The sequence below is a fragment of the Desulfatibacillum aliphaticivorans DSM 15576 genome (genome assembly GCF_000429905.1).
In the GTDB taxonomy this organism is placed as follows: Bacteria; Desulfobacterota; Desulfobacteria; order Desulfobacterales; family Desulfatibacillaceae; genus Desulfatibacillum; species Desulfatibacillum aliphaticivorans.
In genome coordinates this window covers 51,409-74,445 of record NZ_AUCT01000024.1, presented here as the reverse complement: position 1 = coordinate 74,445, position 23,037 = coordinate 51,409, and the positions used below count along the sequence as shown (strand labels likewise).

The window sequence follows — 23,037 nt, the reverse complement described above, 5'->3', positions numbered from 1 at the left end:
ATTTGGCATCGTTTGGTCCGGTTTTCTTAGAGGGGGTCTCGCAGAAACTAAATTTACGGACATGGGCGCCGGAACGGCCATTGCGGCGGCGCCTCATGCCAAGGAGCATTTTTCATGAATATTCTGGACGCAGTGCGAGCGCGGAAAAGCATCAGGAACTTTTTACCGGATCCGGTCCCCAAAGAGCTTTTATCAGCCATTCTCGAGGACGCCTGCCGGGCGCCATCGGCAAACAACACCCAGCCGTGGGAATGTTTTATGCTGGGCGGAGACGTTCTGGAAAAGGTCCGCAAAGCCAACCTGGAGCAACTGCGGGCCGGAGTTTTTCCTGAGCCTGAAAGCGCCCTGATTGACTGGCCTAAAGACTCGGTTTACCGCACTCGTCAGGTGGATCTTGCCATAGAGCTTTTCCGCCTCATGGACATTCAACGGGACGACCACGAAGGCCGGGCCAAATGGATGGAAAGGGGCTTCGGCTATTTCAACGCTCCCGCCGCGTTGATCGTCGTCGCCGACAAATGCCTGCCTGAAAACAGCCCCCTGCTGGATATCGGCTGCTTTTTGCAGACCTTCTGCCTGCTTTGCACGGCCAATGGCCTGGGCGCCTGCATTGAGGGCCAGGGCGTCATGTACTCCAAAACCCTGCGCCAAATCGTAGGCATCCCCGACGAAAAACGAATCATCATGGCCGTTGCCGTGGGATATCCGGACTGGGATTTCCCCGCCAACGCCATCAAGTCCTCCCGGGTTTCGGCCAACGACCTCACCACCTGGGTCGGCTTTGACTGATTTTTTTCATTAACAGACATCGTTCATACAAGTAAATACACTCCAAGATAAGTTAAAAACGCTGGGTCCCGGCTTGCGGGCGATCCTGAAAAGCGGATCGCCCTTGCCGGGATGACGATTTTTTGGGGTTAGCGCGAGTACGAAGGGCGCTTGGCATCCTTTCTTCAGGCGCTGATACCCCCCTTGCTATGGCCGCCGCTCTCCGTCATCCCCGTGTAGGGATGCGGCGGTTATGCAATCATCATGACGCTATCCCGGAAACGGGGACCCAGTGTCCTTGTGCATGCAGCCTTAGGACATGGACTAAAGCTCATGAAAATAAGTGAGTAAATTGGCCAAATAACGTCGCCTTGAGAAAAGGTTCAAAGCATCCTTCAAAATACATAAGCCAAAATCAATCGGTTTTCCCTTCTTTGAGGGAAAGCCGATTTTTTTTGCGGGCTCCCCACTAATATTATCATGCATATCCTCAAAATATTCGGAAACTTCCACGAATTGACATCTTATCTAATTTGCAAACCATTAGAAATATTTACTTTATTTTGAAATATGCCGTTTTGTGGAATTCCCTAAAGATTTTTCTTCCCTATTCCGATGTCCCTAAAAAGCAGTGATTTTTTGGGGCGACGCACCAGGGTTTGAACGCACTAAACATGGCAATTGAGGATCTTTGACAAATCGCCCGGATCAACGAACCGGGAGCGCTTTTTCCTGAGTAGCGCCATCATGCACAATCGTCTCTTTTTGCCAAACCTGCCGCAAGGCAGGGACGGAAAGCTCCGGGTCCCCCACAAGGGGGACGGCCGAGCCGCCGGCGGAAAGACAAAGCCAAACCTGCTGCGAGGCAGGGACGGAAAGCCACGGGTCCCATAAACAGACATGCGGATAGCCGGGTTACCATTAGCATCACTGCTGAAGGAGACATCATGAAAAAACATGTGTTCTGCGCTGTCCTTTTGGTCAGCGCGCTGCTCGCCATTCCGGCTATGGCGGAAAAAATTGAACTTACCGACATGGAACTGGCGGAGATATCCGCGCAGGGATGGGGACCTGGGGTAGATATTGCCTCCAGCGTTTACACGGAATCAGTGAGCGATCTTGTAAGAAACTCCGAACTCTTTACAACCCCCTTTACGCAAGACCAACACGGCATGGAGTTGACGATCGCGCCAACGACGATAAGCATCGACTCCATCACGACGGACACGGATTTCGGCACATTCACCATAGGGGACTTGAAAATGAAAGTGTCGGCGAAAGTGACCGTTCTTTATTGACATCTTTTGCTTTGCTTCTTCTTACGGCATGATGGCGCTACTGAGAAAAAAGACCAAAATCAAGCCTGCGACGCCCATCGCGGGCTTTTTTTATAATGTAATTTCCGTGAACTCGCCCGTTTTGGTCTCCACCAGGCAAAAACCCGACTTGCCCTGCATGCCCATAAGCTCCCCAGGATTGATAAGCAGGGTCTTGCCGATTTTTTCCGCGTGATGGGCGTGGGTGTGGCCGTAACAGACCACGTTGTACTCCTGCTTGCTGACCAGGCCGTCGGCCACCTCCCGGTAATGGGTGAAAGCCACGGGGTCGCCGCCCGCGTCCACCTTGCCGAAAAGCCCGTGAAAGGTGATGTTTCCCACTTCGGAAGCCACTTTCATGAGCAGAAAATGATCGCCGTCGTTGTTGCCGAAAACGGCATGGACCGGGACGCTCACCTTGCTCAGTTCAAACAGCATGAACGGAGCCACAATGTCTCCGCAATGGATAACCATTTCCGCACCCTCCCCGCGAATGCGGGCTGCGGCTTGCTTCATCTTTAAGATATGATCGTGGCTATCGCTCATTACGGCTATCAACATGGTCGAATCTCCTTGGCCAGGCGCCTGGTGCTTATTGAGTGAGATGATTAGTGCATATTAACACATACAAGATACCACGGCGCAGACGCGCTGTAAATTCCACTCTGTAAAAGTTGCTGGACGGCGTCAGCGTCAATGGATTTTGCCGCCGATTCTATCCGACCGGACCCTGTCTTCGTTTTCCGACCAATAAATGAAAAGCGCCTTGCCTTTCACATTTTCCATGGGGACGAATCCCCAATAACGGCTGTCGGAGCTGGAATCCCGGTTGTCTCCCAGCACAAATAGCTTTCCTGGCGGAATCGTCACGGGGCCGAAATTGCGCATCGGTGGAACCTTAATCCCATACTCGCTGCCGAGAAACTGCACATAGTCTTCTTTTATCCTCTTATTATTGACGTAAACAATCCCATCATTGATGGTCACGTTCTCCCCTTCCCGGGCAATGACCCTCTTTACATAATCCAGGGACTCGTCCATGGGATATTTAAAGACGATTACGTCCCCCCGATCCGGGATGCTGCCTTTGTATGCCAGCTTGCTGACGAAAAAATGATCCCCGATGACTAGCGTGGGCGCCATGCTTCCGGATGGGGCTTTATACGCCCCAAAGACAAAGGTTTTTAGAAAAATCAACGCGGCGATGATAAAAACAAAGGTTCCCAAACCCAAGATCATTTTGAGCTTGTCCCCGGGCGGGCCTTTTTTTCGGGACGTTATGGGCGGCGGCTGGGCGGCGGACAAAAATACGTTCCAATGCAGTGCAGACATGGTTGTCTCTCCAAAATGGCGATGAATTTTTCCGGGTTTTATCACGCTTTGAAGTGTAAAACAACAAGGCTTTAATCAGGAGAGTACACAATAAGTGCTTGGGCGTTCTACTAAAGAAGCCAACCAAAGGAAGATCAAGGCGGGAAACAACAAGGCTTCTTTCCCCGGGGAAATGGCAGAGGCCGAAGCCCCTGCGATTGTCCCCGGTTAAAATGCTGAGTGATCAGGCATTAGTCAGCAACAGTGCGCGCAGTCAGGTTTTAGCCCGGCAGTACGCGCTTGATGGCCGCGGTGATGTCCTCCGCGGAGGCCGGTTTGGGAATGTAGTCATCGGCTTCCATGCTCATGCCGTCATAATGCGAGTAGCGGGTGGATGTGACGTGGGATGCCACCGCCGTGAGCATGACGATGGGGATGTCCTGATACTTTTCGTCGGATTTAAGCTCCGAGCACACGGCGTAGCCGTCTTTTTCGGGCATCATAACATCCAGGACGATGGCGTCCGGGGGGCTTTCCTTGACCTTGTCAATGCCCTCGACTCCATCATAGGCCGTTTCCACCGCATAACCTTCCTTTTCCAGGTAAGATTTGACTATGGCGCAGAAATCAGGCTCATCGTCAACCACAAGAATTTTCTTTTTGTTTGCCATGTGTGTTCCTCCTTGTAATTAGAACAGATTCAACCTACCTGAAACACGGCGCCTGATCTGGTCAGGCTATGTCGGGCCTGGTATGCACCCCGGCCCGGTTTGTTCAGGCTAATCAACCTCGGGCCTGGGATACAACCCGGCGCCCTCGACCAATTCCGGCACCTTTTCCTCCCATTCGATTGCCATGACATGGAATCCGGCTACTCCTTTCACCTCTTTCAGCCGTTGCATAGTTTCTATGCAAATTTTGATCCCTTCGTCGGCCTGCTTCTCCTTGGGAGTGTCGGAAAGGCGCTTCACAATCTCGTCCGGCACGTCCATCCCGGGAACCCGATTTTTCATGTAGCGGGCCATACCCGCTGATTTCATTGGAGTTACTCCCGCCAGGATGAATACTTTTTCGGTCAATCCCCTATCCCTGGCGATCCCCAGCCATTTTTCAAATTTTTCCACATTATAGATGCACTGGGTCTGGATGAACTCAGCCCCGGCGGCGATTTTTTTGGCAAGCCTGGGTACTCTTACCTCAAAGGGGTCGGCGAAGGGGTTGGCCGCCGCGCCTACAAATATTTTGGGAGGACCTGCGATGTCTCCGCCCCCCAGAAATTTTCCTTCGTCCCGCATATGGCGCACGGTCTGAACCAGTTGCATGGAGTCCAGGTCATGGACGTTCTGGCCTGTGGCGCAGTCTCCAAAGCTCTGGTGGTCGCCCGAAAGGCAGAGCATGTTGTTCACGCCGAATCCGGCGGCGCCCAGAATGTCCGACTGCATGGCGATGCGGTTTCTATCCCGGGTGACCATCTGGAGAACGGGCTCCAGGCCCATGAGCTTGATCTTGATGCAAGCGGCCAGACTGCACATGCGCGTGACGGAAGTCTGGTTGTCCGTCACATTGATGGCGTCCACGCAGTCTTTGATCAGGTTGGCCTTTTCCTCGATTTTGTCGAGGCTCGTGCCGCGCGGAGGACCGCATTCACTGGTAACCGCAAGATGTCCCGCCTTGAGAATTTTTTCCAGCTTGCTTTCGGTGTTCAGGCTCATGATTGCACGTCCTCCTTCACCACTTTTCGGGGCCCTCCGGCCCTGTCCGTAGACCAGTCCTTGAGAGGGGCGATCTGCTCGTATTCGTCCATCTTGCCCAGGGCTGTCAGGCGATCCACAATCAGTTGCCAGGCGCAATCCACTTCCTTGCTGATTTCGCACTTGCCCTTGGTGGATCCGCCGCACGGGCCGTTAAGCACCCGTTTGGCGCATCGGGACACGGGGCAGATGCCGCCGGTCCTGGCCAGGACGCAGGCGCCGCAGGCCTGGCACCTTTCGGTCCACATGCCCCGTTCCTCCGTGGCGCCCAAAAAGCAGGTGTTGACCCCGGGCAGCACCACGGTGGAAAGATATTTTTCCGCCGTAAACTGCACGCCCACTCCGCAGGCCAGAGAAAGGATGGCGTCATAGGTGTCGGCGATATCCCGGATTTCCTCCAGGTACTCGTGATCGCACTGGCGCTCCAGGGTCCTCTCGTCGATCTGGATCTGCTGGCCCTGCTTGGCGAAATACATGCGCAGGGCCGAAGCCAGGACGCCCACCTCCTTTTTCCCCCCGGCTTCACAAACCGTTACGCACTCGTTACAGCCCAGGATCAGCAATTTTTTGCAATCCTTCACCGTGTCAATAATTTCTTCCATGGGTTTGGGTGATGCAACAATCATGAGTAAAAGCCCCTCCTTTCCAGGCGCTATGCCGCTTCGCCCTTTTTAGCCAGCTTCATGGGATTGGGACCCAGTTCGCGAATTTTTTCCGTCATCTCCCTGGCGAAGGCGGCGAATTTAGGGCCTTCCGCAGACGACAGATTGTACATCTGCACCCTTTGCCCGCCCATGCCCACGGAGTCCAGGACCTTCTGGGCCTGGAGAACCCGCTTCTTTGCACGGAAGTTGCCGTTGTTGTATAGGCATTCCCCTTCCATGCACCCCACAACGTAGGCTCCGTCAGCGCCTTTTTCGATGGCTCTTAACAAATGGATGACATCAATTTTTCCGGTGCAGGGCGCCCGGATGACTTTGATGTTCGCCGGATACTCAAGTCGCATGGACCCAGCCAGGTCCGCCGCCGAATATCCTCATTGGTTGCAGCAAAAAGCCACAATGATCGGTTCGAAATCCTGGGTCATAAAACTCCCTCCAATAAGGCTTCCACCTTGCTTAATATTTGTTCGTCCTCATACCAGTTAAGCCGGATGGCCTTGGCCGGGCATTCGGAGGCGCATACTCCGCACCCCTGGCACAGGGCCGGGTCTATTATGCTTTTTCCCGTTTCATCAATTCTGGGCACGCCAAAGGGGCAGGAACGCACGCAAATCAGGCACGATGCGCATTTTTCCTGATCCACCACCGCCTTGACCGCCGACAGGGTCAGGCTATCCTGAGACAGAAAGGTGGTCGCCCGGGAGGCCGCGGCCAAAGCCTGCGCCACGCTTTCGGACAAGAGCTTGGGGCTGTGGGCCGTGCCGCACACGAAGATGCCTTCCGTGGTCATGTCCACGGGGCGCAGCTTGACATGGGCTTCCATGAAGTATCCGTCCGCGTTCCGGGCGGCCTTCATGATGGTGGAAAGCTCCTCGGTCTCCTCGGGAACCATGCCCGCGGACAGGATCAGGTTATCCGCCGCCAATTGCAGGCGTTTGCCAAGCACAAGATCCCTGAAGGTTATCAACACGCCTTCCTCCGAGGCTTCCACCACCGGAGGATCGTCCTGGTGGAACCGGAAAAACATGACCCCCAGCTTGCGGGCTTCCTGGAAATACTCCTCCATGGTCCCGTAGGTGCGGATGTCCCGGTAAAACACGTAGACCTCGGCGTCGGGATTGGATTTTTTGATGTGAAGCGCGTTTTTGACGGCCGCCTGGCAGCAGATGCGGCTGCAGTTGGGGTTCTCCTCGTTCCGGGAGCCCACGCACTGGATCATGGCGACCACGTCCATGTCCATGGCTGCGTCCGGGCTGTCTGCCAGCAGGCGGGCGAGCTCCACCTGGGTCATGACCCGGTCGTCTTCGCCGTAGAGGAATTCCTTGGGCTGGTACTCCCTGGCGCCGGTGGCCAAAATAACCGCGCCGTGGTCGATCTTTCGTTCATACATGCCCGGGCCCACCAGAACCTCGGTGGTGAAATTGCCCTTAAACCCGGAAAATCCCACAACCAGGGAGTCGGTCAGCACCTGGACCTTTTCATGATCCAGGACTCTTTTCACCAAAGGCTCCAGGCTGTCGGCGATAGTCACGCCTTCAATGGTTTTGGTCAGCTTCAGGGCCATGCCGCCCAGTTGGGCTTCCTTTTCCAGAAGCACCACTTCAAATCCCTGGTCTCCCAGGGCCAGAGCCGCGGTCATACCGGCCACGCCTCCGCCCACCACCAGACACCTGCGGTTGACCGATAGCTTTTTCTCCTCCAGGGGATTCAAAGTCGCGGCCCTGGCCACGGACATGCGCACCAGATCCTTGGCCTTTGCCGTCGCCTGTTCAGGCGTGCTGGAATGGCACCAGGAGTTCTGGTTGCGGATGTTGGCCATTTCGAACAGGTATTTGTTGAGCCCGGCTTTTTGGAGCGTGTCCATGAAGATGGGCTCGTGGGTCTTGGGCGTGCATGAGGCCACAACCACCCGGTTGATGTTGTGCTCTTCGATGAGCTCCTTCATGGAGTCCTGGGCGTCCTGGCTGCACGTGAACAGGTTGTCGCCCGAGTACACCACGTTTGGCAGGCTCGCCGCATAATCCTGCACGGCCGGAACGTCCACGATGCCCGCAATGTTGATGCCGCACCTGCAGACGAACACGCCGATGCGCGGCTCCTCCTGGGAGATGTCCTTTTCCCCGGGCATCTCCACGGATTTGGTCAGGGTGTCGCGGCTTTCGGCCAGGGCTGTCCCGGCGGCGCAGGCCGCTGCGCTGGCTTCCGTCACGCTTGTGGGGATGTCCTTGGGACCCTGGAAAACGCCGCATGCGAAAACCCCCTCCCTGGTGGTGGCCACAGGGGCGAACGGCGTGGTGACGGCGAAATTATGCTTGTCCACTTCCACGCCCAGGCGTTCGGCCAACTCGCCCACGTCCTTTTGAACCTGGAGGCCCACGGACAGGATGACCATGTCAAAGACTTCCTTTTGCATGTCTCCGTTTTCGTCCGCATACCGGATTTCCAGGTCCCTGGAGTCCTTCAAATCCTCGATGGTGTGGACCCTGGCTTTGATAAACCGGACTCCTTCCTTGTCCCTGGCCCGGTTCAGGTATTGTTCGTAGTCCTTGCCGTAAGTGCGCATGTCCATGTAGAAAATGGCGCAGTCCAGATCCTCCTCGGAATGCTCCTTGGCGATCATGGCGTCCTTGCAGGCGTACATGCAGCACACCGAACTGCAGTAGGTGTTTCCGCACCGGTTGTTGTCACGGGAGCCCACGCACTGGAGCCAGGCTATCTTTTTGGGCTCCTTATGGTCCGACGGCCTGGCCAGATGCCCCATGGTGGGGCCGGAGGCTGAGAGGATGCGTTCAAACTCCAGGCTGGTCATGACGTTGGGATTGATCCCGTATTGGTAGAACTCCCGGAACGGAGTCGGGTCGAAAGGCTCGCTGCCCGGCGCCAGGATAACGGATCCCACCTGGATTTCCAGGTCCTTGTCTTTTTCGTCATGCTGGACTGCCCCGGCGAGACAGGCCTCCACGCACTGGTAGCATTCGGAGCATACGCCGCACTTGAGGCAGCGCTGAGCTTCCTCCAGGGCTTCCTGCTCATTGTAGCCGCAGTGGACTTCGTCAAAATTGCCGGACCGCGCTTCAGGCAGCAGACAGGTCATTTCCACCCGTTCCTTTAAGGGCTCGTCAATGACTTCCGGCTTGTAGAAATCCCAGTCCTCTTCCCGGCCTTCCAGCATGTCCAGGCCGTTGATGAAGCGATGGATGCTTTCCGCAGCCTTTTTGCCGCTGGCCACGGCGTCCACCACGCTCTTGGGGCCGTAGAATGCGTCCCCGCCTGAAAACACCCAGTCAAGAGGCGTCTGCAGGGTGGCGGGATCAGCCTCCAGGCCGCCGCGCGGAGTCACGGAAATGCCCTGCCCGTCGGTGTAGGAAAGATCCGCGGCCTGGCCGATGGCTACGATGATGGTATCCGCGCCCATGGCCGTGCAGTCTTCCGAATCGTATTGCGGATTGAACCGGCCCTGTTCGTCGAACACGCAGGTGCAGGCCATGAATTCCAGGCCCGTGACCCTGCCGTTTTCCACCTTGAATTCCTTGGGGCCGAAGCAGTTTACAATGTCGATTTCGCTTTCCAGGGCTTCCTGGACTTCATAATCCCAGGCCGGCATTTCCTCCCGGGATTCCAGACAGACCTGGCGGACGCTTTCCGCGCCCAGGCGCTTGGCCACCAGGGCCACGTCAATGGCCACGTTGCCGCCGCCGATGACGACCACCCGCTTGCCAAGCTCCACGTCCTTGCCCAGGGCGGTATCCCGCAAAAAGTCCACGCCCTGAATGATGCCGTCCGCATCTTCGCCCGGAACGTTCAGCGCCCGGCCTCCATGGAGGCCCGTGGCCAGGAACACAGCCTGGAATCCGTCGGCTTTCAGGCTGTCCAGGGTGACGTCCGTTCCAAAGGATACGCCGGTTTTAATTTCCACGCCCATGTCCGTGACGGTCTTGACTTCCGCGGCAATGACCTCGCGGGGCAGGCGGTATTCGGGGATGCCCACGGCCATCATGCCGCCGACCACGGGCAGTTTTTCATAAATCGTGACCTTGTATCCCCGTTGGGCCAGAAAATAGGCGGTGGTCAGCCCGGCGGGGCCCGCGCCTACGATGGCGACTTTTTCGTCCCTGGCTTCCTCCACCTGGGGGACGTAACGGTCTTTAAGTTCAAAGTCGTGATCCGCCAAAAAACGGTGCAGGTATTGGATGGCGAGCGCCTGGTCCGTTCCTCCGCGCGTGCATTCCCCCTCGCAGGGATGGTGGCATACGCGGCCGCAAACGCCGGGAAAGGGGTGCTCCTGCTTGAAGAGCTTGAGCGCTTCCTCGTACTTGCCTGCGTTGATGAGCGCAATGTAGCCCTGGATGCTCACATGGGCCGGACAGGTGGCCTTGCAGGGGGCCGTCCCCATCTTGGTGATGGCGTAGGCGCCTGGAATGGCCTGGGCGTATCTTTTAAACGCGGCCTTCCTGTCCATTAGGGACTCGTTGAATTCATCAGGCAGGCTGATGGGGCAGGCCTTGGCGCATTCGCCGCAGCTGGTGCATTTATCCAGATCGATAAAACGCGCCCGTTGATGGACCTTGGCGGTAAAGTTTCCGCTTTCCCCTTCAAGCTCCTGCAGTTCCGCACCTGTGATCAACTCGATGTTCAAATGCCGGCCGACCTCGACCAGTTTGGGTGAGATGACTCACATGGTGCAATCGTTGGTGGGGAAAGTCTTGTCCAGCCGGGCCATGAGCCCTCCAATGGCCGATGACTTTTCCACCAGGTAAACGTAGTATCCCGAATTGGCCAGATCCAGGGCGGACTGCATGCCTGCAATCCCGGCGCCCACGACCATTACGGAACCCGTTGCTTCCTTTTTATCAGGTCTGCTACCGGTCATTCTATTTCCCCCCAGCATGTTTGCCCCAGCTAGTATTGGGGTCGTCGTGTTCCGCGTCCTGCGCTTCGGTGGGTTTGAGGTTGAGGACCTGGGGCAGCATGTGCTCCCAGCCCAAGGTGGCTATCATTACGCCGTCCAATCCGGCGTTTTTGGCCGCCTGGATGGTGTCCGCGGCGATCTGGGCGCATTCCCTTGCTTTGTCGGATGCGCTCATGATGCGTTTGATCAGGGCGTCTCCCACGGAAACGTGGTCGGAATGCCGGTCGATGTACCGGGCCATGCCCACGGATTTCAACAGCAGAACGGTGGGCAGGACCTTGACTTCGGCCCGGGGCGCCTTTTCCATGAAGTCGCTCAGGTCGTTCATATTAAATACGGGCGGAGTAATGAAGAACCTGGCGCCCGCATCCATTTTTCGCTTCATTTCATCAATTTCCAGTTGCAGAGCCTTGCCCCTTACTCCTGCGTTGACCGTGGAGCCGCAATAAAAAGACGGGGCGCCGGCCAGGTCCACTCCGGCCATGTCCTTGCCCTCGGTCATGCCCCGGACGGCTTTAAGCAGCTCAATCAGGTCTATGTCGTATACAGCCGAGGCCTGATGGTGATCCCCAAAGCTGGGGTCCTCTCCCGTCACCGCCATGACGTTCCGCACCCCGATGGCGCCCGCCGCCAGCAAATCCGCCTGCAGGCCCAGCCGGTTTCTATCCCGGCAATTGACCTGCATGACCGTGGGCAGCCCCTTGGACTGCAGAATCAGGGAGGCGCCCAGGGAACTCATGCGCATGACCGCGCTGTTCATTTCCGGCACCACAAAAGCGTCCACCTGGTCTTTTACCCTGATTGCGTTTGCAGTAAAATCAGTGACATCCACCCCTTTGGGGGGCTCCATTTCCGCCAGAACAATGAATTGTCCGGCCTCAGACTTGTCTCTAAGCTGCATACAGAATCCTCCGGAAGATGAATTAGACACGCCTACAGCGCCAAGGCGACTAACCGGGCTGGCGGCTTCAAGTTCGGGCCGCGCCTGCTAAATTTTTTTACTTTTACGTAACGGGGTATAACCGAGTTCGAAAAAGAAGCCTTGGTCCCGGCTTCCCTGGCGCCTAAAAATCCGTCCGTTTAGGAATTTTAATTGTCAGTCTTCGTTGGGCCGGATTCCGTGAACGCGTTGTTCGGGAATCCCTCCTTTTGCAGCGTCTGGCCAGGAATTGTTTGCTTTTCGCGATTTTCGTAAGGCCGTGAAAGGTATAAACCGTTACTATTGTTGAAAATCAAACAATCTGTCTACCGCAAAACCTTGCAAAAGGGAAAGAGGTCATCGTTTCAGTTATAAGAAGAGCAAGTTGATTGATTAGACTGCAAACCAGGGGAGTAATGCTTTCGGACAAGTTGGAATTTACTGAACAGTATTGAAACAGAGAGTGAGGCAAGTAGTCCGAAATGAATGGGATGGATCATGTAAGGCTTGATGATTTCCCGTACCCCCTTGGATAACTATGTCCAAAGTCCGTTTCTTGATTAAAAGAATATACCATCTTTTTTGAGCAGGCAAGTAATTCCTGCAATAATAATAAATTTTGTCGAAGCGTTATAAGCGTCCCTTTATCCTGCAAGAAAGCATAAGTGCATGTTCCGCCAATGAATTTTGTACTACAACGTGGTACTTATGATACTGAATTGACGAGTTCTCGTCCAAGCGTTTAAATGCGCCTTAAGCAATTTAGGGTCCGTTGCGTCCGGTTATGCAGCCTTTAACTCAGGCCGTGTTTCTGGCGCCTTGTTTGCACGGTGTTCCTCCGGGATGGACCGGTGTAGGACAGCCTTGCCACCTCGTATAAGGGCGTGGTAATCTATAAACATATCAAATATACAGCCAGGAAGGCGGCCCTGCCTGCAGTTTCTGTAATTGGGGGCGGACAATCGCCCCGTGGGGGAACTCAACATGATATTTTCAGGGGAACTGGATAAATTCAATAGCGCGGATCTTCTTATGATTCTCGGTCAAATGGAAAAGGAAGGCCATTTGACGGTGACATTTGGCGGCGATTCCTTATTTATCGGAATCAGAGACGGCAGAATTTTGACAGCCTACAGTGCGCAAGCGGATTCCAAGTCCTTTCGCTCCCTGATATGGCGGAGGCTCCTGGACAAGGGGCGTTTGTCCATGGTCAGCAGGATCAAGGAGGAAACCGGATTGCCCCTGACCCACATTTTGGAGGCCATGCAGGTTGCGAACAACAAAACCGTTTCCAAGGTGCTTGAGCAGGGCGTGCGTGAAGTGCTGTTCCAGTTTTTGCTGCTGAAAAAAGGCCATTTTCATTTTTCTGATGTTTTGATAGGCGAATCCTCCAAGGAAGGCCTTTCCGTCCAGGGCGTGATCCTGGACCTGCTTCATCGTGTGGACGAATGGAACGAAACCGTCAGACGCATAGGCCCCGTCTCCCGTCAGGTTAGCCTGACTGACGAAGGCCGCATGGCTATGGACCTGCCTCCGGACGTCCAGGCGGTCATGGAATTGGCCGAAGAGCCCAAGTCCATGGAAACGATCCTAAAGTTGGCGCCCATGTCCAGCTTCACGGCCTTGCAGGCCATGACCCAGGCCCATGAATCAGGATGGGTGGCTTTTGGAAAACCCAAAGAGGAATCCCCGGTCCCGGAACACTCGCAGCCGGACCCCTTGTACGACAGGTTCCGCCAGTCTTTTGAAAAAATCGTCCTCTCCATGGAATTGGAGCCCAAAGTGGCGGCGGTCGCCGCATTCTGCCAGGAAAACTTTGACCTGACGCTTATTATTCAGGCGAAACACGGCGTCATGCACATGGTCACGCAGTTTTTCTCCCATGAAAACCCTCAAGAAGGCAAAATGGACATCCCCGTGCCGGACCGCGATTTACGGAAAAACCCGGTTTTTTCGTGGGTCCTGGACTCGGGCGCCCCCTTTGTGGGCGAAATTTTTCCTACGGACCTCTTTGAAGGTATTGCCGAAATGCCCGCTTTCGGGCAGTGCGGCATCATTCCCGTGGAAAACTCGGACCAGAGCCAGATACTGGCTTTTGTCGCCTCTCAGGAAGAGTCCATGGGCATGAGTCCTTTTCATTTCCTGGAGCTCATCGGTTGGCTGGTGAGCCCCACGCCGGAAAACACCTTGACCGGCAAGCACCCGGATCCTTTACCTCCGGAGATTGTCAACACCGCTTCCCAAGCCATTCCCCGGTCCCTGGCCAGAGACAAGGCCAGCGTCATTGTGGAGGCAATCGAGGACCTTCCCCCCATGCCGCGGGTGGTGATCAAGGCCCTTGAGTTATTGGGGGACCCGGACTCCTCCTTAAGGGATCTTGCGGAAGCCCTGAACAAAGATCCCGCCCTGGTGGCCAGAATCATCAGGGTGAGCAACTCCGCCCTGTACAGCCGGGGCGAGCACATCAGCAACCTGAATGTGGCCCTTTCCCGCCTTGGGCAAAAGGCAGTGCGCAGCGTCGTGTTAATCACCTCCGCCAATTCCGTGTTTTCCTCGGTTAAACAATCTTCGGCCATGTTCGCCCAAAACCTGTGGCTGCATTCCATGGAATGCGGCCTGGCCGCCCGCTGCGCGGCCAGGGCCGTGGGTTATCAGGACCCGGAGGCGGCAATGGCCGCTGGAGTCTTGCATGATATAGGGAAATTAGCTATATTACTGCGTTTGCCGGAGCAATATCCGGTCATTCGAAAAAGGCAGGCCATGGCTCAGATTGTGAGCGCGGAAGCGGAAAAACAGATCCTGGGTTTCGACCACTCCATGATCGGCGAAATGCTGCTTAAAAAATGGGGCCTGCCGGAAAGCCTTGTGCGGTGCGCCAAGCATCACCACAAGCCTTTTCAGGCGGAAGAGGACAGCCTGCTTGTCCACATCGTCGCGTACGGCAACCTCCTGAGCCACATGTTCGGGAGCGGCCTGGCCGACGTAAAGCAATTCAATCCACTGGGCATGGTGGACATTCTCAGCACTTTGGGGCTGGGAACCAAGGACAATCAGGAGCTTGTGGAAGAAGTTAAGGAATCCTTTAAACATATTGATTTCGAGTGAAGAGAGGCCCTATGTCAAAAGACCTGAAAAAAATGTATAAAACCGTTGTGGGCGACCACTTTCCTCCGCAGATGGAAATCAGCTTCGTGGATGAAGAGCAAAGGCAGACCCTTTTTTATGAAAAGGTGTCCTGGGAAATCGCCGGCGAAGCCAAAGGCCTTCGCTACGGAGAAAACCCCGGCCAGGAAGCGGCCCTTTATAAATTGGCGAACGGCAATCTGGCTTTGGGCGACGCCAAGACCATCGCCCCCGGCCAATACCTGGCTTCGGACATTGAACTGCTGCAATCCGGAAAGCACCCGGGAAAAACCAACCTGACCGACGCTGACAACTCCCTTAACATCCTCCGTTATTTTACGGACAGACCCGCTGCGGTCATCGTCAAGCACAACAACCCCTGCGGCGTGGCTTTGGGCATCAGCCTGGAAACCGCCTATCTGAACGCCTACATGGCGGACCGGGTGGCTGCTTTCGGCGGCTGCATCGCCCTGAACCGTCCCGTGGACAAGGCCACGGCCGAAGCCATTGCAGCCCAGTACGCCGAAGTGGTGGTTGCGCCCGGGTACGAAGAAGGCGCCCTGGATATCCTGGCTAAACGGAAAAACCTCCGGGTCATCGCAATCAATAACATCGAACGCCTTTCCTCCTTTGTCGGTCAGCGCGTGGTGGACTTCAAAAGTCTGATCGACGGCGGCGTCATCGTCCAATGGTCTTTCGTGCCCGAAACCCTGAAAAAGGAAGATCTGAAACTGGCCGAGACCGAATACAAGGGCCAAAAATACAGCATCAACCGCAAGCCCACCGAAGCTGAACTGGAAGACCTTTTGTTCGGCTGGCTGGTGGAATCGGGCATTACGTCCAACTCCGTAATCTACGTCAAGGACTGCGTGACCGTGGGAATCGGAACCGGAGAACAGGACAGAGTGGGCGTGGCCCAGATCGCCAGGGATAAAGCGTATCGTAAACTGGCGGACCGCTATTGCTTCAACATGCACGGCATTCCTTATAACGAATTGCAGGATAAAGAGAAAAAAGGCGAGATCGACGCCCGTGTGGCCTTGGAAAAGGGCGGACTCATCGGCTCAGCCATGGTTTCCGACGCCTTCTTCCCCTTCCGCGACGGCGTGGACGTGGGCATTCAGGAAGGCGTGACCTCCGTGGTTCAGCCCGGCGGCGCCATGAACGACCATGAAGTCATCAGCGCCTGCAATGAGTCTGACGTAACCATGGTGTTTACGGGTCAAAGAAGTTTCAAGCATTAACGCCAATTCCCAACAAAGCATGAACGACCGCCCGGCGGCCGCCTTTGCAGCGCCGGGCGGACATTGGCCCAAATGCAGTGACGCCGCTCCACCAACAACTCCACCATCAATGCAGAAGGCCCAACCAATGCAGCCCCCCCCGGAGGAGGCGTGATGCCGGACCAGAATAAATTTCCATCTCCCCCCGATAAAAGCGCCATGGACTCATTTCTGGATAGGTTAAGAGAGGCTCCCGACGGATGGACCATGGAGAAGGACAGAGTCCTTCAGGCGCTGTTCTTCGGGGTCATTGCACTTGGCGGCGTATCCCTCATTATCAGCAACATTTTTATGATGCAGGAAAACAAGTGGGGCCTGGTCGTGATGGACGTCCTGTTTTTCCTGTGGCTCTCCCTTGTGTACCTCAGGCGGAAGAGCGTTTCCCGCGAGATGGTCATCCTGCACTTTATGGTGCTTACCTATCTTGTGGGCGGCGCCGTGCTGTTTTTTGCAGGGCCTTTGCGTGCGGGCATATTATATTTATTCACCTTTCAGATTATGACGGCGGGCTTTTTCGGAGCGCGGGCGGCGAAAGCCTCCGTAGCCCTTAACTTCATCCTATTGGCTGCTGTGGGTATAGCGGCCGGCCAGGGATATTTGACCTGGGATGTTGCGCCGGAAAAACGCCTGTTTCTATGGATTTCCATCAGCACGAATTTTCTGTTTTTAACCGTTGCCGCCTCCATAGTCATCGTCAGCCGAAACCGCGAATTCCAGGAAGCCCTGGACGGCGAAAGGGCGGCCGCCGCCGAATTGCGCCTGGAAACCAGGGAAAAGGAAGCGGCGGTGCAGGCTCTGAGGCAAAGCGAAAGCAAGCATCGCCAGCTTGTGGAAAATATCACCGAAGTGGTTTTTTCCGTAAACGCCGAGGGACGCTTCACCTACATCAGCCCCAGGGTCCGTGAAATGCTGGGATGGGCGCCTGAAGATCTGCTGGACAAATCCTTCTTTGAGTTGATGGACAAGGATCAGCGGACGTCCATTCCGGACTGGCTTAGTAAAGCCCGGTCCGGCCGGAAAAGCTCCTTGGTCTTTCAAACCTGGACAAAAGATCAGGAGGAACGCTGGATTTCAGCAGCCTTGGCGCCCTCGGCCGGCGACCAGGATTATTTGAAGATTTTTGGGCTTTTAATGGACATTACGCAGCATAAAAAAGACAGAAAGGAAAGGGAGCTGCTGGAAAGTCGGCTTGCCCAGGCGCAAAAAATGGAGGCCATCGGCCGCCTGGCAGGGGGCATAGCCCATGACTTCAACAACATGCTTTCTCCGGTTTTGGGCTACGCCGAAATGCTCTCCGAGGACTTCGCCCATGATCCGCAAGCCAGGGAGAATCTTTCTGAAATTGTGGCTGCGGCGAACCGGGCTAAAGACCTGGTGCGCCAAATCCTTATTTTCGGCAGTAAGGCCGAAGATCACCCGCGCCCCCTGGATCTGGGCGTCCAGGTTAGCGACGCACTTCGGCTGGTCAAGGCCTCGCTGCCACCCAACATCGCCGTGGTGAGCAAACTCGCCCCCTTGCACTTTGTGGTCAACGCCGACCCCACGCAGATACAAAGGGTGCTGATGAACATGTGCGCCAACGCCTCCCACGCTATGGGAAGCCGGGAAGGGCTCCTGGAAATCTTGCTGGAGCAGGATTATATTTCTCCGGGCAAAGATTCGGCCGACAAGAATTTGGAGCCCGGCCCCTATGCCCGGTTGACCATCAAGGATAGCGGACACGGCATTGCGCCGGAAAACCTGGATAAGATTTTCGAACCCTACTTTACCACCAAAGGCGTGGGCGAAGGCGCCGGCATCGGCCTGGCCGTGGCCCATTCCATTGTCTCCAAACTGGGAGGAACCATTCAGGTCAGCAGTAAATTGGGCGAGTGGACATGCTTCTGCATCCTTTTGCCCTTGGCCAAAGGCGTCCCGGAAGCGCAGAACAAATCGGCCCAGACGCCTTTGCCCAATGGCTCCGGGCGCATCCTGCTTGTGGACGACGAGCCCTCTCTTGTGCAGATGACCAAGCAAATGCTGAATCGGCTAGGCTATGAAACGGTCACCGCTTTTGATGGAAAGGAAGCCATTAAGGCCTTGGAGTCCGCGGAAAAGCGCTTTGACTTGCTTGTTACAGACTATTCCATGCCCGGCTTTACAGGCGACCAGCTGGCCTTATACGTTCAGGAAAAATTTCCGGGGCTGCCCGTGGTTCTATGCACGGGGTACTCGGACAAAGTTTCCAGGGAAAACGCTGCAAAAATGGGTATATCCGCCATGCTGTCCAAGCCGGTGAACCTGCGTCAACTGGCTTTAATTGCGTACAGACTTACAAATCCGAAATAATTGGGTTTATCTTCGGTTTTTCACAAAAATTCAGGATTGCAAATTCAGAAAAAAAAGGGTATAGACCTCAACTTCCAAGGCTTGGTCAACGAAAGCCGTTGCGGTGCACGGAGGGGGCCGGTAAATCGCCGGTCCTTTTTTTGTCCCTGCAGCGCCCAGGCCTTGTACGCTTAAAAGCTCACAATACAACTTGCCTTTAATATTAGAAAAAGGGGAATGTTTATGAAAATTTCCAAAGTCAGTCAACGTATTACGAAAATTATGGCGGACCGTGAAATCACCGTCCAGGACATGAGCCAGCGCACCGGCCTGGACCAGGACTTCCTGGAAACCATCACCAAAGAGGACCTGTATCCCTCCCTGGGGCCCCTTCTGAAAATCGCCCGCGCTTTGGGCGTCCGCCTGGGCACCCTCATAGACGACCAGGTCAGCCAGGACCCTCTGATTGTGAGAAAAGACGCGGCCCAGAAAAGCATCAGCATGCTTCGCGGCGCGGACAAGCCGGAGGAATTGAAGTTTTATTCCCTGGGCATGGGCAAGACCGACCGCCACATGGAGCCTTTTTATGTGGAAATTCTGCCCGAGTCCGCCAAGGACGCCAAACTCTCCTCCCATGAAGGCGAAGAGTTCATCGTGGTCAACTCCGGCCGGATCAAAGTGGTTTACGGCCAGGAAACCCATATTTTAGGCGCAGGCGACAGCATCTATTACAACTCCATTATTCCGCACTATGTCAGCTGCGAAGGAGAAGAGGCTGCCTCCATTTATGCGGTCCTGTACATTCCCTAAAATGAACCATGAAGGCCTGTGAGCCTTTTTTATACACAGGAGAACTCATGACCAACGACCATTTAAAGCATCAAACCCTGGGCCGGATTCTGGACCAGACCATTTCCCAATTTCCCGACAACGACGCCGTGATCTACGTGGACCGGAATTACCGCCTCACCTACAAAGAGTTCGGCGAGACCGTGGACGCGCTGGCCAAAGGCCTCATGGCCCTGGGCGTGGAAAAGGGGGAAAAGGTCGCTATCTGGGCCACCAATATTCCCTACTGGGTTGCCTTTCAGTTCGCCACGGCGAAAATCGGCGCAATCCTCTTGACCGTCAACACCAATTATAAAACCGCCGAGCTGGCCTATCTTCTGGAGCAGTCTGAAACGGAAAACCTGTTTCTCATCGAAGGATACCAGGATACGGACTATGTCGGGACTGTTTACGAGTTGATTCCCGAACTGAAAACCCAGGAACGCGGCATGCTGAACGCCCCCCGCTTTCCCCATCTTAAAAGGGTGGGCTTTCTTGGCCAGGAAAAACACCGGGGCATGTACTCCATTCCAGAGATTATGTCCCTGGCCGTCATGACCACCGACGAGCAATACAAGGAGCGCCAGGACGCCCTGGACCCCCACGACGTGGTGAACATGCAATACACCTCGGGCACCACCGGGTTCCCCAAGGGGGTTATGCTCACCCATTTCAACATCGGCAACAACGGGTTTTGGATCGGCGAAAACCAGAATTTCTCCGAAAAGGACAGGGTGTGCATCCCCGTGCCCCTGTTCCATTGCTTCGGCTGCGTGCTGGGCGTGCTGGCCGCCGTCACCCACGGCAGCGCCATGGTCATCCTGGAGCAGTTCGATCCGGTGCAGGTTATGGCCTCGGTGGAAGAGGAAAAATGCACGGCCCTGTACGGCGTGCCGACCATGTTCATCGCCGTCCTGGAGCACAAGCTCTTTTCCAAGTTCGACTATTCCTCCCTGCGCACGGGCATCATGGCCGGATCTCCCTGCCCGGTTTCCGTCATGAAACAGGTGATCGACCTCATGAACATGTCCGAGGTCACCATCTGCTACGGACTTACCGAGGCGTCCCCGGTCATCACCCAAACCCGGATCGGCGACAACATCCAGCGCAGAACCGAAACCGTGGGCCGGGTCATGCCTGAAATCGAACTCAAGCTGGTGGACCCGGAAACCGGCGAGGACACGCCCCCCGGCGTTCCCGGCGAAGTATGCTGCCGAGGCTACAATGTCATGAAGGGCTATTACAACATGCCCGAACAGACCGCCGGCGCCATCGACGACCAGGGCTGGCTCCACTCCGGCGACATGGGCGTCATGGACGAGGACGGCTATTTGTCCATCACCGGCCGGTACAAGGACATGATCATCCGCGGCGGAGAAAACATCTACCCCCGGGAGATCGAAGAGTTCCTGTTCAAGCTGGAAGGCGTCATGGACGTGCAGGTGGTGGGCGTTCCCAGCAAGAAATACGGGGAGCAGGTGGGCGCCTTCGTCATCCTGAAGGACGGCGCCAAGCTGGAGGAGAGCGATATTACGGATTTTTGCCGGGGGCAGATCAGCCGGTACAAGATTCCCAAATACGTAGTCTTTACGGATTCTTTTCCCATGACCGCCAGCGGTAAAATCCAGAAATACAAGCTCGTGGAAAAAGCCGCCGCGCTTTTTCCGGATGCCTAACGCATACTATTCCCAACATATTGTTGGGTTTCGCAAGCTCAACCCAACCTACGTCGCCCCATGTCGAGCCGTAGGTTGGGTTAAGAAGTCCGGCTATTAGGAAACAATCCGGCGATGGGGCATTGGACTTCGAACCCAACAAACTTCGTCCTTGTTCAGCCATTTATCGTTGCCGCCATTTGCCTGCAACTTGTATCATCTGCATTAAAAAAATTTTGGGCGGCTCCTTTGGGGGAGCCGCCCGATTTGTTTCATGCGATTATGGTTGGCGGCAAAGGCGCCTTCCATGATTTTTTTAATCGTTAAAGCAGGAAGCCGGAGCTTCGGCCGTCAGGTAATCGTCTTCCATCAGGCGGATTTTCAAGGCCTTGGCCTTGATCAGCTCGTACTTGAAGAAGTACTTGCAGGTTATGATCTTGCCTTCGTAGAGGTCCTTCATTTTCTTGGCTTTGCCGCCGTCCAGGCCCTTTTGGGCCATGAGGGCCTGCAACAGCCACTGCCAGCCGATGGTCATATAGCCGAACATTTCCAGGTACAGGCAGGCGTCGGCCAGGAAGGCCTCGGCGCCCTTGGTTGCGGCGACCTTCATCTTGTGGGCGGTCACTTCTTCGATATCCGCCAGGGCGTCCCGCAACAGACCGGCGTATTCCTTGTACACGTCGCTTTCTTCGGCCATGACCAAAGTCTTTTCCATTTCTTCCTTGAAGAGCTTGAAGGCCTTGCCTTCCAGCATAACCACCTTGCGGCCCAACAGGTCCATGCCCTGGATGCCGGTGGTGCCTTCGTGGATGGGATGGATGCGGATGTCCCGGTAGTACTGCTCCACGGGGAAATCCTGGCAATATCCGTAGCCGCCCAGGCACTGGATGGCGTTACTGGTGGATATGATGCCCATCTCGGACGGGTAGGTCTTAGCGATGGGGGTCAGGATTTCGCAAAGCAGGTTGTATTTTTCCGCTTCTTCGGGATCGGCGGCTGCGGTTTCCAGGTCCTCGTATTTGTGGCACTGGAGGATCAGGGAGAGGGAGCCTTCCACGATGGCTTTTTGCTGCAACAGCATGCGCTTTACGTCCGCGTGCTCGATGATGGAAACCTGGGGCTTGCTCAGGTCTTTCTGGCCCAGCCTGCGGCCCTGGGGGCGCTGCTTGGCGTAATCAAGAGAAGCGTAGTAGGCGGCGCAGGCGATGCTGGTTGCCGCGTTGCCCACGTCCAGGCGGGCGCCGTTCATCATCTGGAACATGTACTTAAGGCCGTGATGGGGCTTGCCCACCAGCCAGCCCACGCACTCGCCCTTGTCGCCGATGGCCAGTTCGGTGATGGGAGCGCCGCGATAGCCCATTTTATGGAAGACCTGGCTGACTGCGATGTCGTTGTATTCCAGCTTGCCGTCCGCTGTGGGCCTGTATTTGGGCGCCACGAACAGGGAGATGCCCTTGACTCCTGGAGGGGCTCCTTCAATTTTGGCCAGCATGAGATGCACGATATTCTCCACGCCGTCGTGATCGCCCGCGGAGATAAACACCTTCTGGCCCTTGATTTTGTATGATCCGTCTTCTTGCGGATAGGCCGTGGTGGTGATGTCCGCCAGGGAGCTTCCGGCCTGGGGCTCGGTCAGGGCCATGGTGCCCTGCCATTTGCCGTCCAGCATGTTGGGCACGTAAGTGTCTATGAGCTCCTTGTCGCCGAAGGACGTGATGAGCTTGGCCGCGCCGGAGGTCAGTCCGGGGTAGACCGAACCGGAGTAGTTGGCGGCGCCGAACATATGATGCGTGGCGCAGTTCAACATGGTGGGAAGCTGGCCGCCGTCGAATTCGATGGGGAAGGTCGCGGAAATCCAGCCGCCTTCGCCGGCTTCCTTCATGATTTTTTTCACGTCCGCGTGAACCTTGACGGTTCCGTCGGCCAGTTCAGGGTGCACTTCATCCATTTCCTTGAAAATGGGGTAGTACATATCTTTGGCCATTTGCATGCCTGCATCCAGGATCATGTCAAAGGCCTTTTTGTTGTGCATGGAGTAGTACTCCAGTTTTGTGAGGGACATAAGATCATGCACTTCATACAGCATGAACTTTACGTTTTTCTCGCTGGCGAATTTTGCGGCCATTCTTACTGCCTCCTATGTTAAATCTTGCATGAAACCGGCCACATGGGGGGGGGACGGACGTCATCGTCATCAAGAAACTG

Annotated in this window: 17 protein-coding genes and 2 riboswitches; of the genes, 8 read left to right on the top strand and 9 right to left on the bottom strand. The window is 55.5% G+C overall.

Annotated features, from left to right (window positions below; genetic code table 11):
- Nucleotides 1-114: 114 nt before the first annotated feature.
- Nucleotides 115-789: a nitroreductase gene (locus G491_RS0119825; RefSeq protein WP_015948007.1), complete on the top strand. Its 675-nt coding sequence runs from the start codon at nt 115-117 to the stop codon at nt 787-789.
- A 736-nt stretch (nt 790-1,525) separates the two neighbouring features.
- Nucleotides 1,526-1,605: riboswitch (cyclic di-GMP riboswitch) on the top strand.
- A 1-nt stretch (nt 1,606) separates the two neighbouring features.
- Nucleotides 1,607-1,691, top strand: a riboswitch (cyclic di-GMP riboswitch).
- A 24-nt stretch (nt 1,692-1,715) separates the two neighbouring features.
- Nucleotides 1,716-2,066 (top strand): hypothetical protein, encoded by a 351-nt coding sequence (locus tag G491_RS0119820; protein ID WP_028315810.1) that lies wholly within the window; start codon nt 1,716-1,718, stop codon nt 2,064-2,066.
- Between the two features lie 90 nt (nt 2,067-2,156).
- Here the strand turns inward: G491_RS0119820 and G491_RS0119815 are convergent, their stop codons facing one another.
- The 8 genes from G491_RS0119815 to G491_RS0119770 all read right to left on the bottom strand — a co-directional run bounded on the left by G491_RS0119815 (nt 2,157) and on the right by G491_RS0119770 (nt 11,618).
- Complete coding sequence (locus tag G491_RS0119815; RefSeq protein ID WP_028315809.1) at nt 2,157-2,645, bottom strand: metallophosphoesterase family protein; 489 nt, start codon at nt 2,643-2,645, stop codon at nt 2,157-2,159.
- Nucleotides 2,646-2,777: 132 nt separating this feature from the next.
- Nucleotides 2,778-3,416 carry a signal peptidase I gene (gene lepB, locus G491_RS0119810; RefSeq protein ID WP_051327398.1) on the bottom strand — a complete coding sequence of 213 codons (639 nt, stop codon included), beginning with the start codon at nt 3,414-3,416 and terminating at the stop codon, nt 2,778-2,780.
- A gap of 260 nt (nt 3,417-3,676) precedes the next feature.
- Complete coding sequence (locus G491_RS0119800; protein WP_015948011.1) at nt 3,677-4,066, bottom strand: response regulator transcription factor; 390 nt, start codon at nt 4,064-4,066, stop codon at nt 3,677-3,679.
- Between the two features lie 108 nt (nt 4,067-4,174).
- A complete protein-coding gene (locus G491_RS0119795) occupies nt 4,175-5,107 on the bottom strand; it encodes a methylenetetrahydrofolate reductase (RefSeq protein WP_015948012.1) in 933 nt (310 codons plus the stop codon).
- The gene (locus G491_RS0119790; RefSeq protein ID WP_015948013.1) at nt 5,104-5,772 is read right to left on the bottom strand and encodes a methylenetetrahydrofolate reductase C-terminal domain-containing protein; all 669 of its coding nucleotides are present in this window, start codon (nt 5,770-5,772) and stop codon (nt 5,104-5,106) included. Before G491_RS0119790 ends, G491_RS0119795 begins: the two co-directional genes overlap by 4 nt.
- A 26-nt stretch (nt 5,773-5,798) precedes the next feature.
- On the bottom strand, nt 5,799-6,233 hold the full coding sequence (locus G491_RS0119785) for a hydrogenase iron-sulfur subunit (RefSeq protein WP_083610710.1): 435 nt from the start codon (nt 6,231-6,233) through the stop codon (nt 5,799-5,801).
- A complete protein-coding gene (locus tag G491_RS0119780) occupies nt 6,230-10,678 on the bottom strand; it encodes an FAD-dependent oxidoreductase (protein ID WP_157468414.1) in 4,449 nt (1,482 codons plus the stop codon). Before G491_RS0119780 ends, G491_RS0119785 begins: the two co-directional genes overlap by 4 nt.
- Before the next feature lies 1 nt (nt 10,679).
- The gene (locus tag G491_RS0119770) at nt 10,680-11,618 is read right to left on the bottom strand and encodes a methylenetetrahydrofolate reductase (protein ID WP_028315804.1); all 939 of its coding nucleotides are present in this window, start codon (nt 11,616-11,618) and stop codon (nt 10,680-10,682) included.
- Between the two features lie 1,002 nt (nt 11,619-12,620).
- Here G491_RS0119770 and G491_RS0119765 point away from each other — a divergent pair.
- From G491_RS0119765 to G491_RS0119740, 6 genes are all read left to right on the top strand, one after another.
- On the top strand, nt 12,621-14,741 hold the full coding sequence (locus G491_RS0119765; RefSeq protein WP_157468412.1) for an HDOD domain-containing protein: 2,121 nt from the start codon (nt 12,621-12,623) through the stop codon (nt 14,739-14,741).
- A gap of 11 nt (nt 14,742-14,752) precedes the next feature.
- On the top strand, nt 14,753-16,003 hold the full coding sequence (locus G491_RS0119760) for a phosphoribosylaminoimidazolecarboxamide formyltransferase (RefSeq protein WP_015948018.1): 1,251 nt from the start codon (nt 14,753-14,755) through the stop codon (nt 16,001-16,003).
- A 246-nt stretch (nt 16,004-16,249) separates the two neighbouring features.
- Entirely contained in the window at nt 16,250-18,370 is a 2,121-nt protein-coding gene (locus G491_RS31645) for a hybrid sensor histidine kinase/response regulator (protein WP_169829481.1), read from the top strand.
- A gap of 222 nt (nt 18,371-18,592) precedes the next feature.
- Nucleotides 18,593-19,159, top strand: a complete 567-nt coding sequence (locus tag G491_RS0119750) for a cupin domain-containing protein (protein WP_028315802.1) — start codon at nt 18,593-18,595, stop codon at nt 19,157-19,159.
- A 47-nt stretch (nt 19,160-19,206) separates the two neighbouring features.
- Nucleotides 19,207-20,853, top strand: a complete 1,647-nt coding sequence (locus G491_RS0119745) for an AMP-binding protein (protein ID WP_028315801.1) — start codon at nt 19,207-19,209, stop codon at nt 20,851-20,853.
- 114 nt (nt 20,854-20,967) lie between these two features.
- Nucleotides 20,968-21,159, top strand: a complete 192-nt coding sequence (locus G491_RS0119740) for a hypothetical protein (protein ID WP_028315800.1) — start codon at nt 20,968-20,970, stop codon at nt 21,157-21,159.
- Here the strand turns inward: G491_RS0119740 and G491_RS0119735 are convergent.
- Nucleotides 21,149-22,957: an acyl-CoA dehydrogenase family protein gene (locus G491_RS0119735; protein ID WP_028315799.1), complete on the bottom strand. Its 1,809-nt coding sequence runs from the start codon at nt 22,955-22,957 to the stop codon at nt 21,149-21,151. The genes G491_RS0119740 and G491_RS0119735 overlap by 11 nt on opposite strands.
- Nucleotides 22,958-23,037: the final 80 nt, after the last annotated feature.

What these genes read in the sequence shown, in the direction of transcription:
- G491_RS0119825 (WP_015948007.1), top strand. Translation starts at nt 115, where the DNA reads ATGAATATTCTGGACGCAGTGCGAGCGCGGAAAAGCATCAGGAACTTT.
- G491_RS0119770 (WP_028315804.1), bottom strand. Translation starts at nt 11,618, where the DNA reads ATGCAGCTTAGAGACAAGTCTGAGGCCGGACAATTCATTGTTCTGGCG.
- G491_RS0119815 (WP_028315809.1), bottom strand. Translation starts at nt 2,645, where the DNA reads ATGTTGATAGCCGTAATGAGCGATAGCCACGATCATATCTTAAAGATG.
- G491_RS0119765 (WP_157468412.1), top strand. Translation starts at nt 12,621, where the DNA reads ATGATATTTTCAGGGGAACTGGATAAATTCAATAGCGCGGATCTTCTT.
- G491_RS0119800 (WP_015948011.1), bottom strand. Translation starts at nt 4,066, where the DNA reads ATGGCAAACAAAAAGAAAATTCTTGTGGTTGACGATGAGCCTGATTTC.
- lepB (WP_051327398.1), bottom strand. Translation starts at nt 3,416, where the DNA reads ATGTCTGCACTGCATTGGAACGTATTTTTGTCCGCCGCCCAGCCGCCG.
- G491_RS0119760 (WP_015948018.1), top strand. Translation starts at nt 14,753, where the DNA reads ATGTCAAAAGACCTGAAAAAAATGTATAAAACCGTTGTGGGCGACCAC.
- G491_RS0119735 (WP_028315799.1), bottom strand. Translation starts at nt 22,957, where the DNA reads ATGGCCGCAAAATTCGCCAGCGAGAAAAACGTAAAGTTCATGCTGTAT.
- G491_RS0119820 (WP_028315810.1), top strand. Translation starts at nt 1,716, where the DNA reads ATGAAAAAACATGTGTTCTGCGCTGTCCTTTTGGTCAGCGCGCTGCTC.
- G491_RS0119790 (WP_015948013.1), bottom strand. Translation starts at nt 5,772, where the DNA reads ATGATTGTTGCATCACCCAAACCCATGGAAGAAATTATTGACACGGTG.
- G491_RS31645 (WP_169829481.1), top strand. Translation starts at nt 16,250, where the DNA reads ATGGAGAAGGACAGAGTCCTTCAGGCGCTGTTCTTCGGGGTCATTGCA.
- G491_RS0119745 (WP_028315801.1), top strand. Translation starts at nt 19,207, where the DNA reads ATGACCAACGACCATTTAAAGCATCAAACCCTGGGCCGGATTCTGGAC.
- G491_RS0119750 (WP_028315802.1), top strand. Translation starts at nt 18,593, where the DNA reads ATGAAAATTTCCAAAGTCAGTCAACGTATTACGAAAATTATGGCGGAC.
- G491_RS0119740 (WP_028315800.1), top strand. Translation starts at nt 20,968, where the DNA reads ATGGGGCATTGGACTTCGAACCCAACAAACTTCGTCCTTGTTCAGCCA.
- G491_RS0119795 (WP_015948012.1), bottom strand. Translation starts at nt 5,107, where the DNA reads ATGAGCCTGAACACCGAAAGCAAGCTGGAAAAAATTCTCAAGGCGGGA.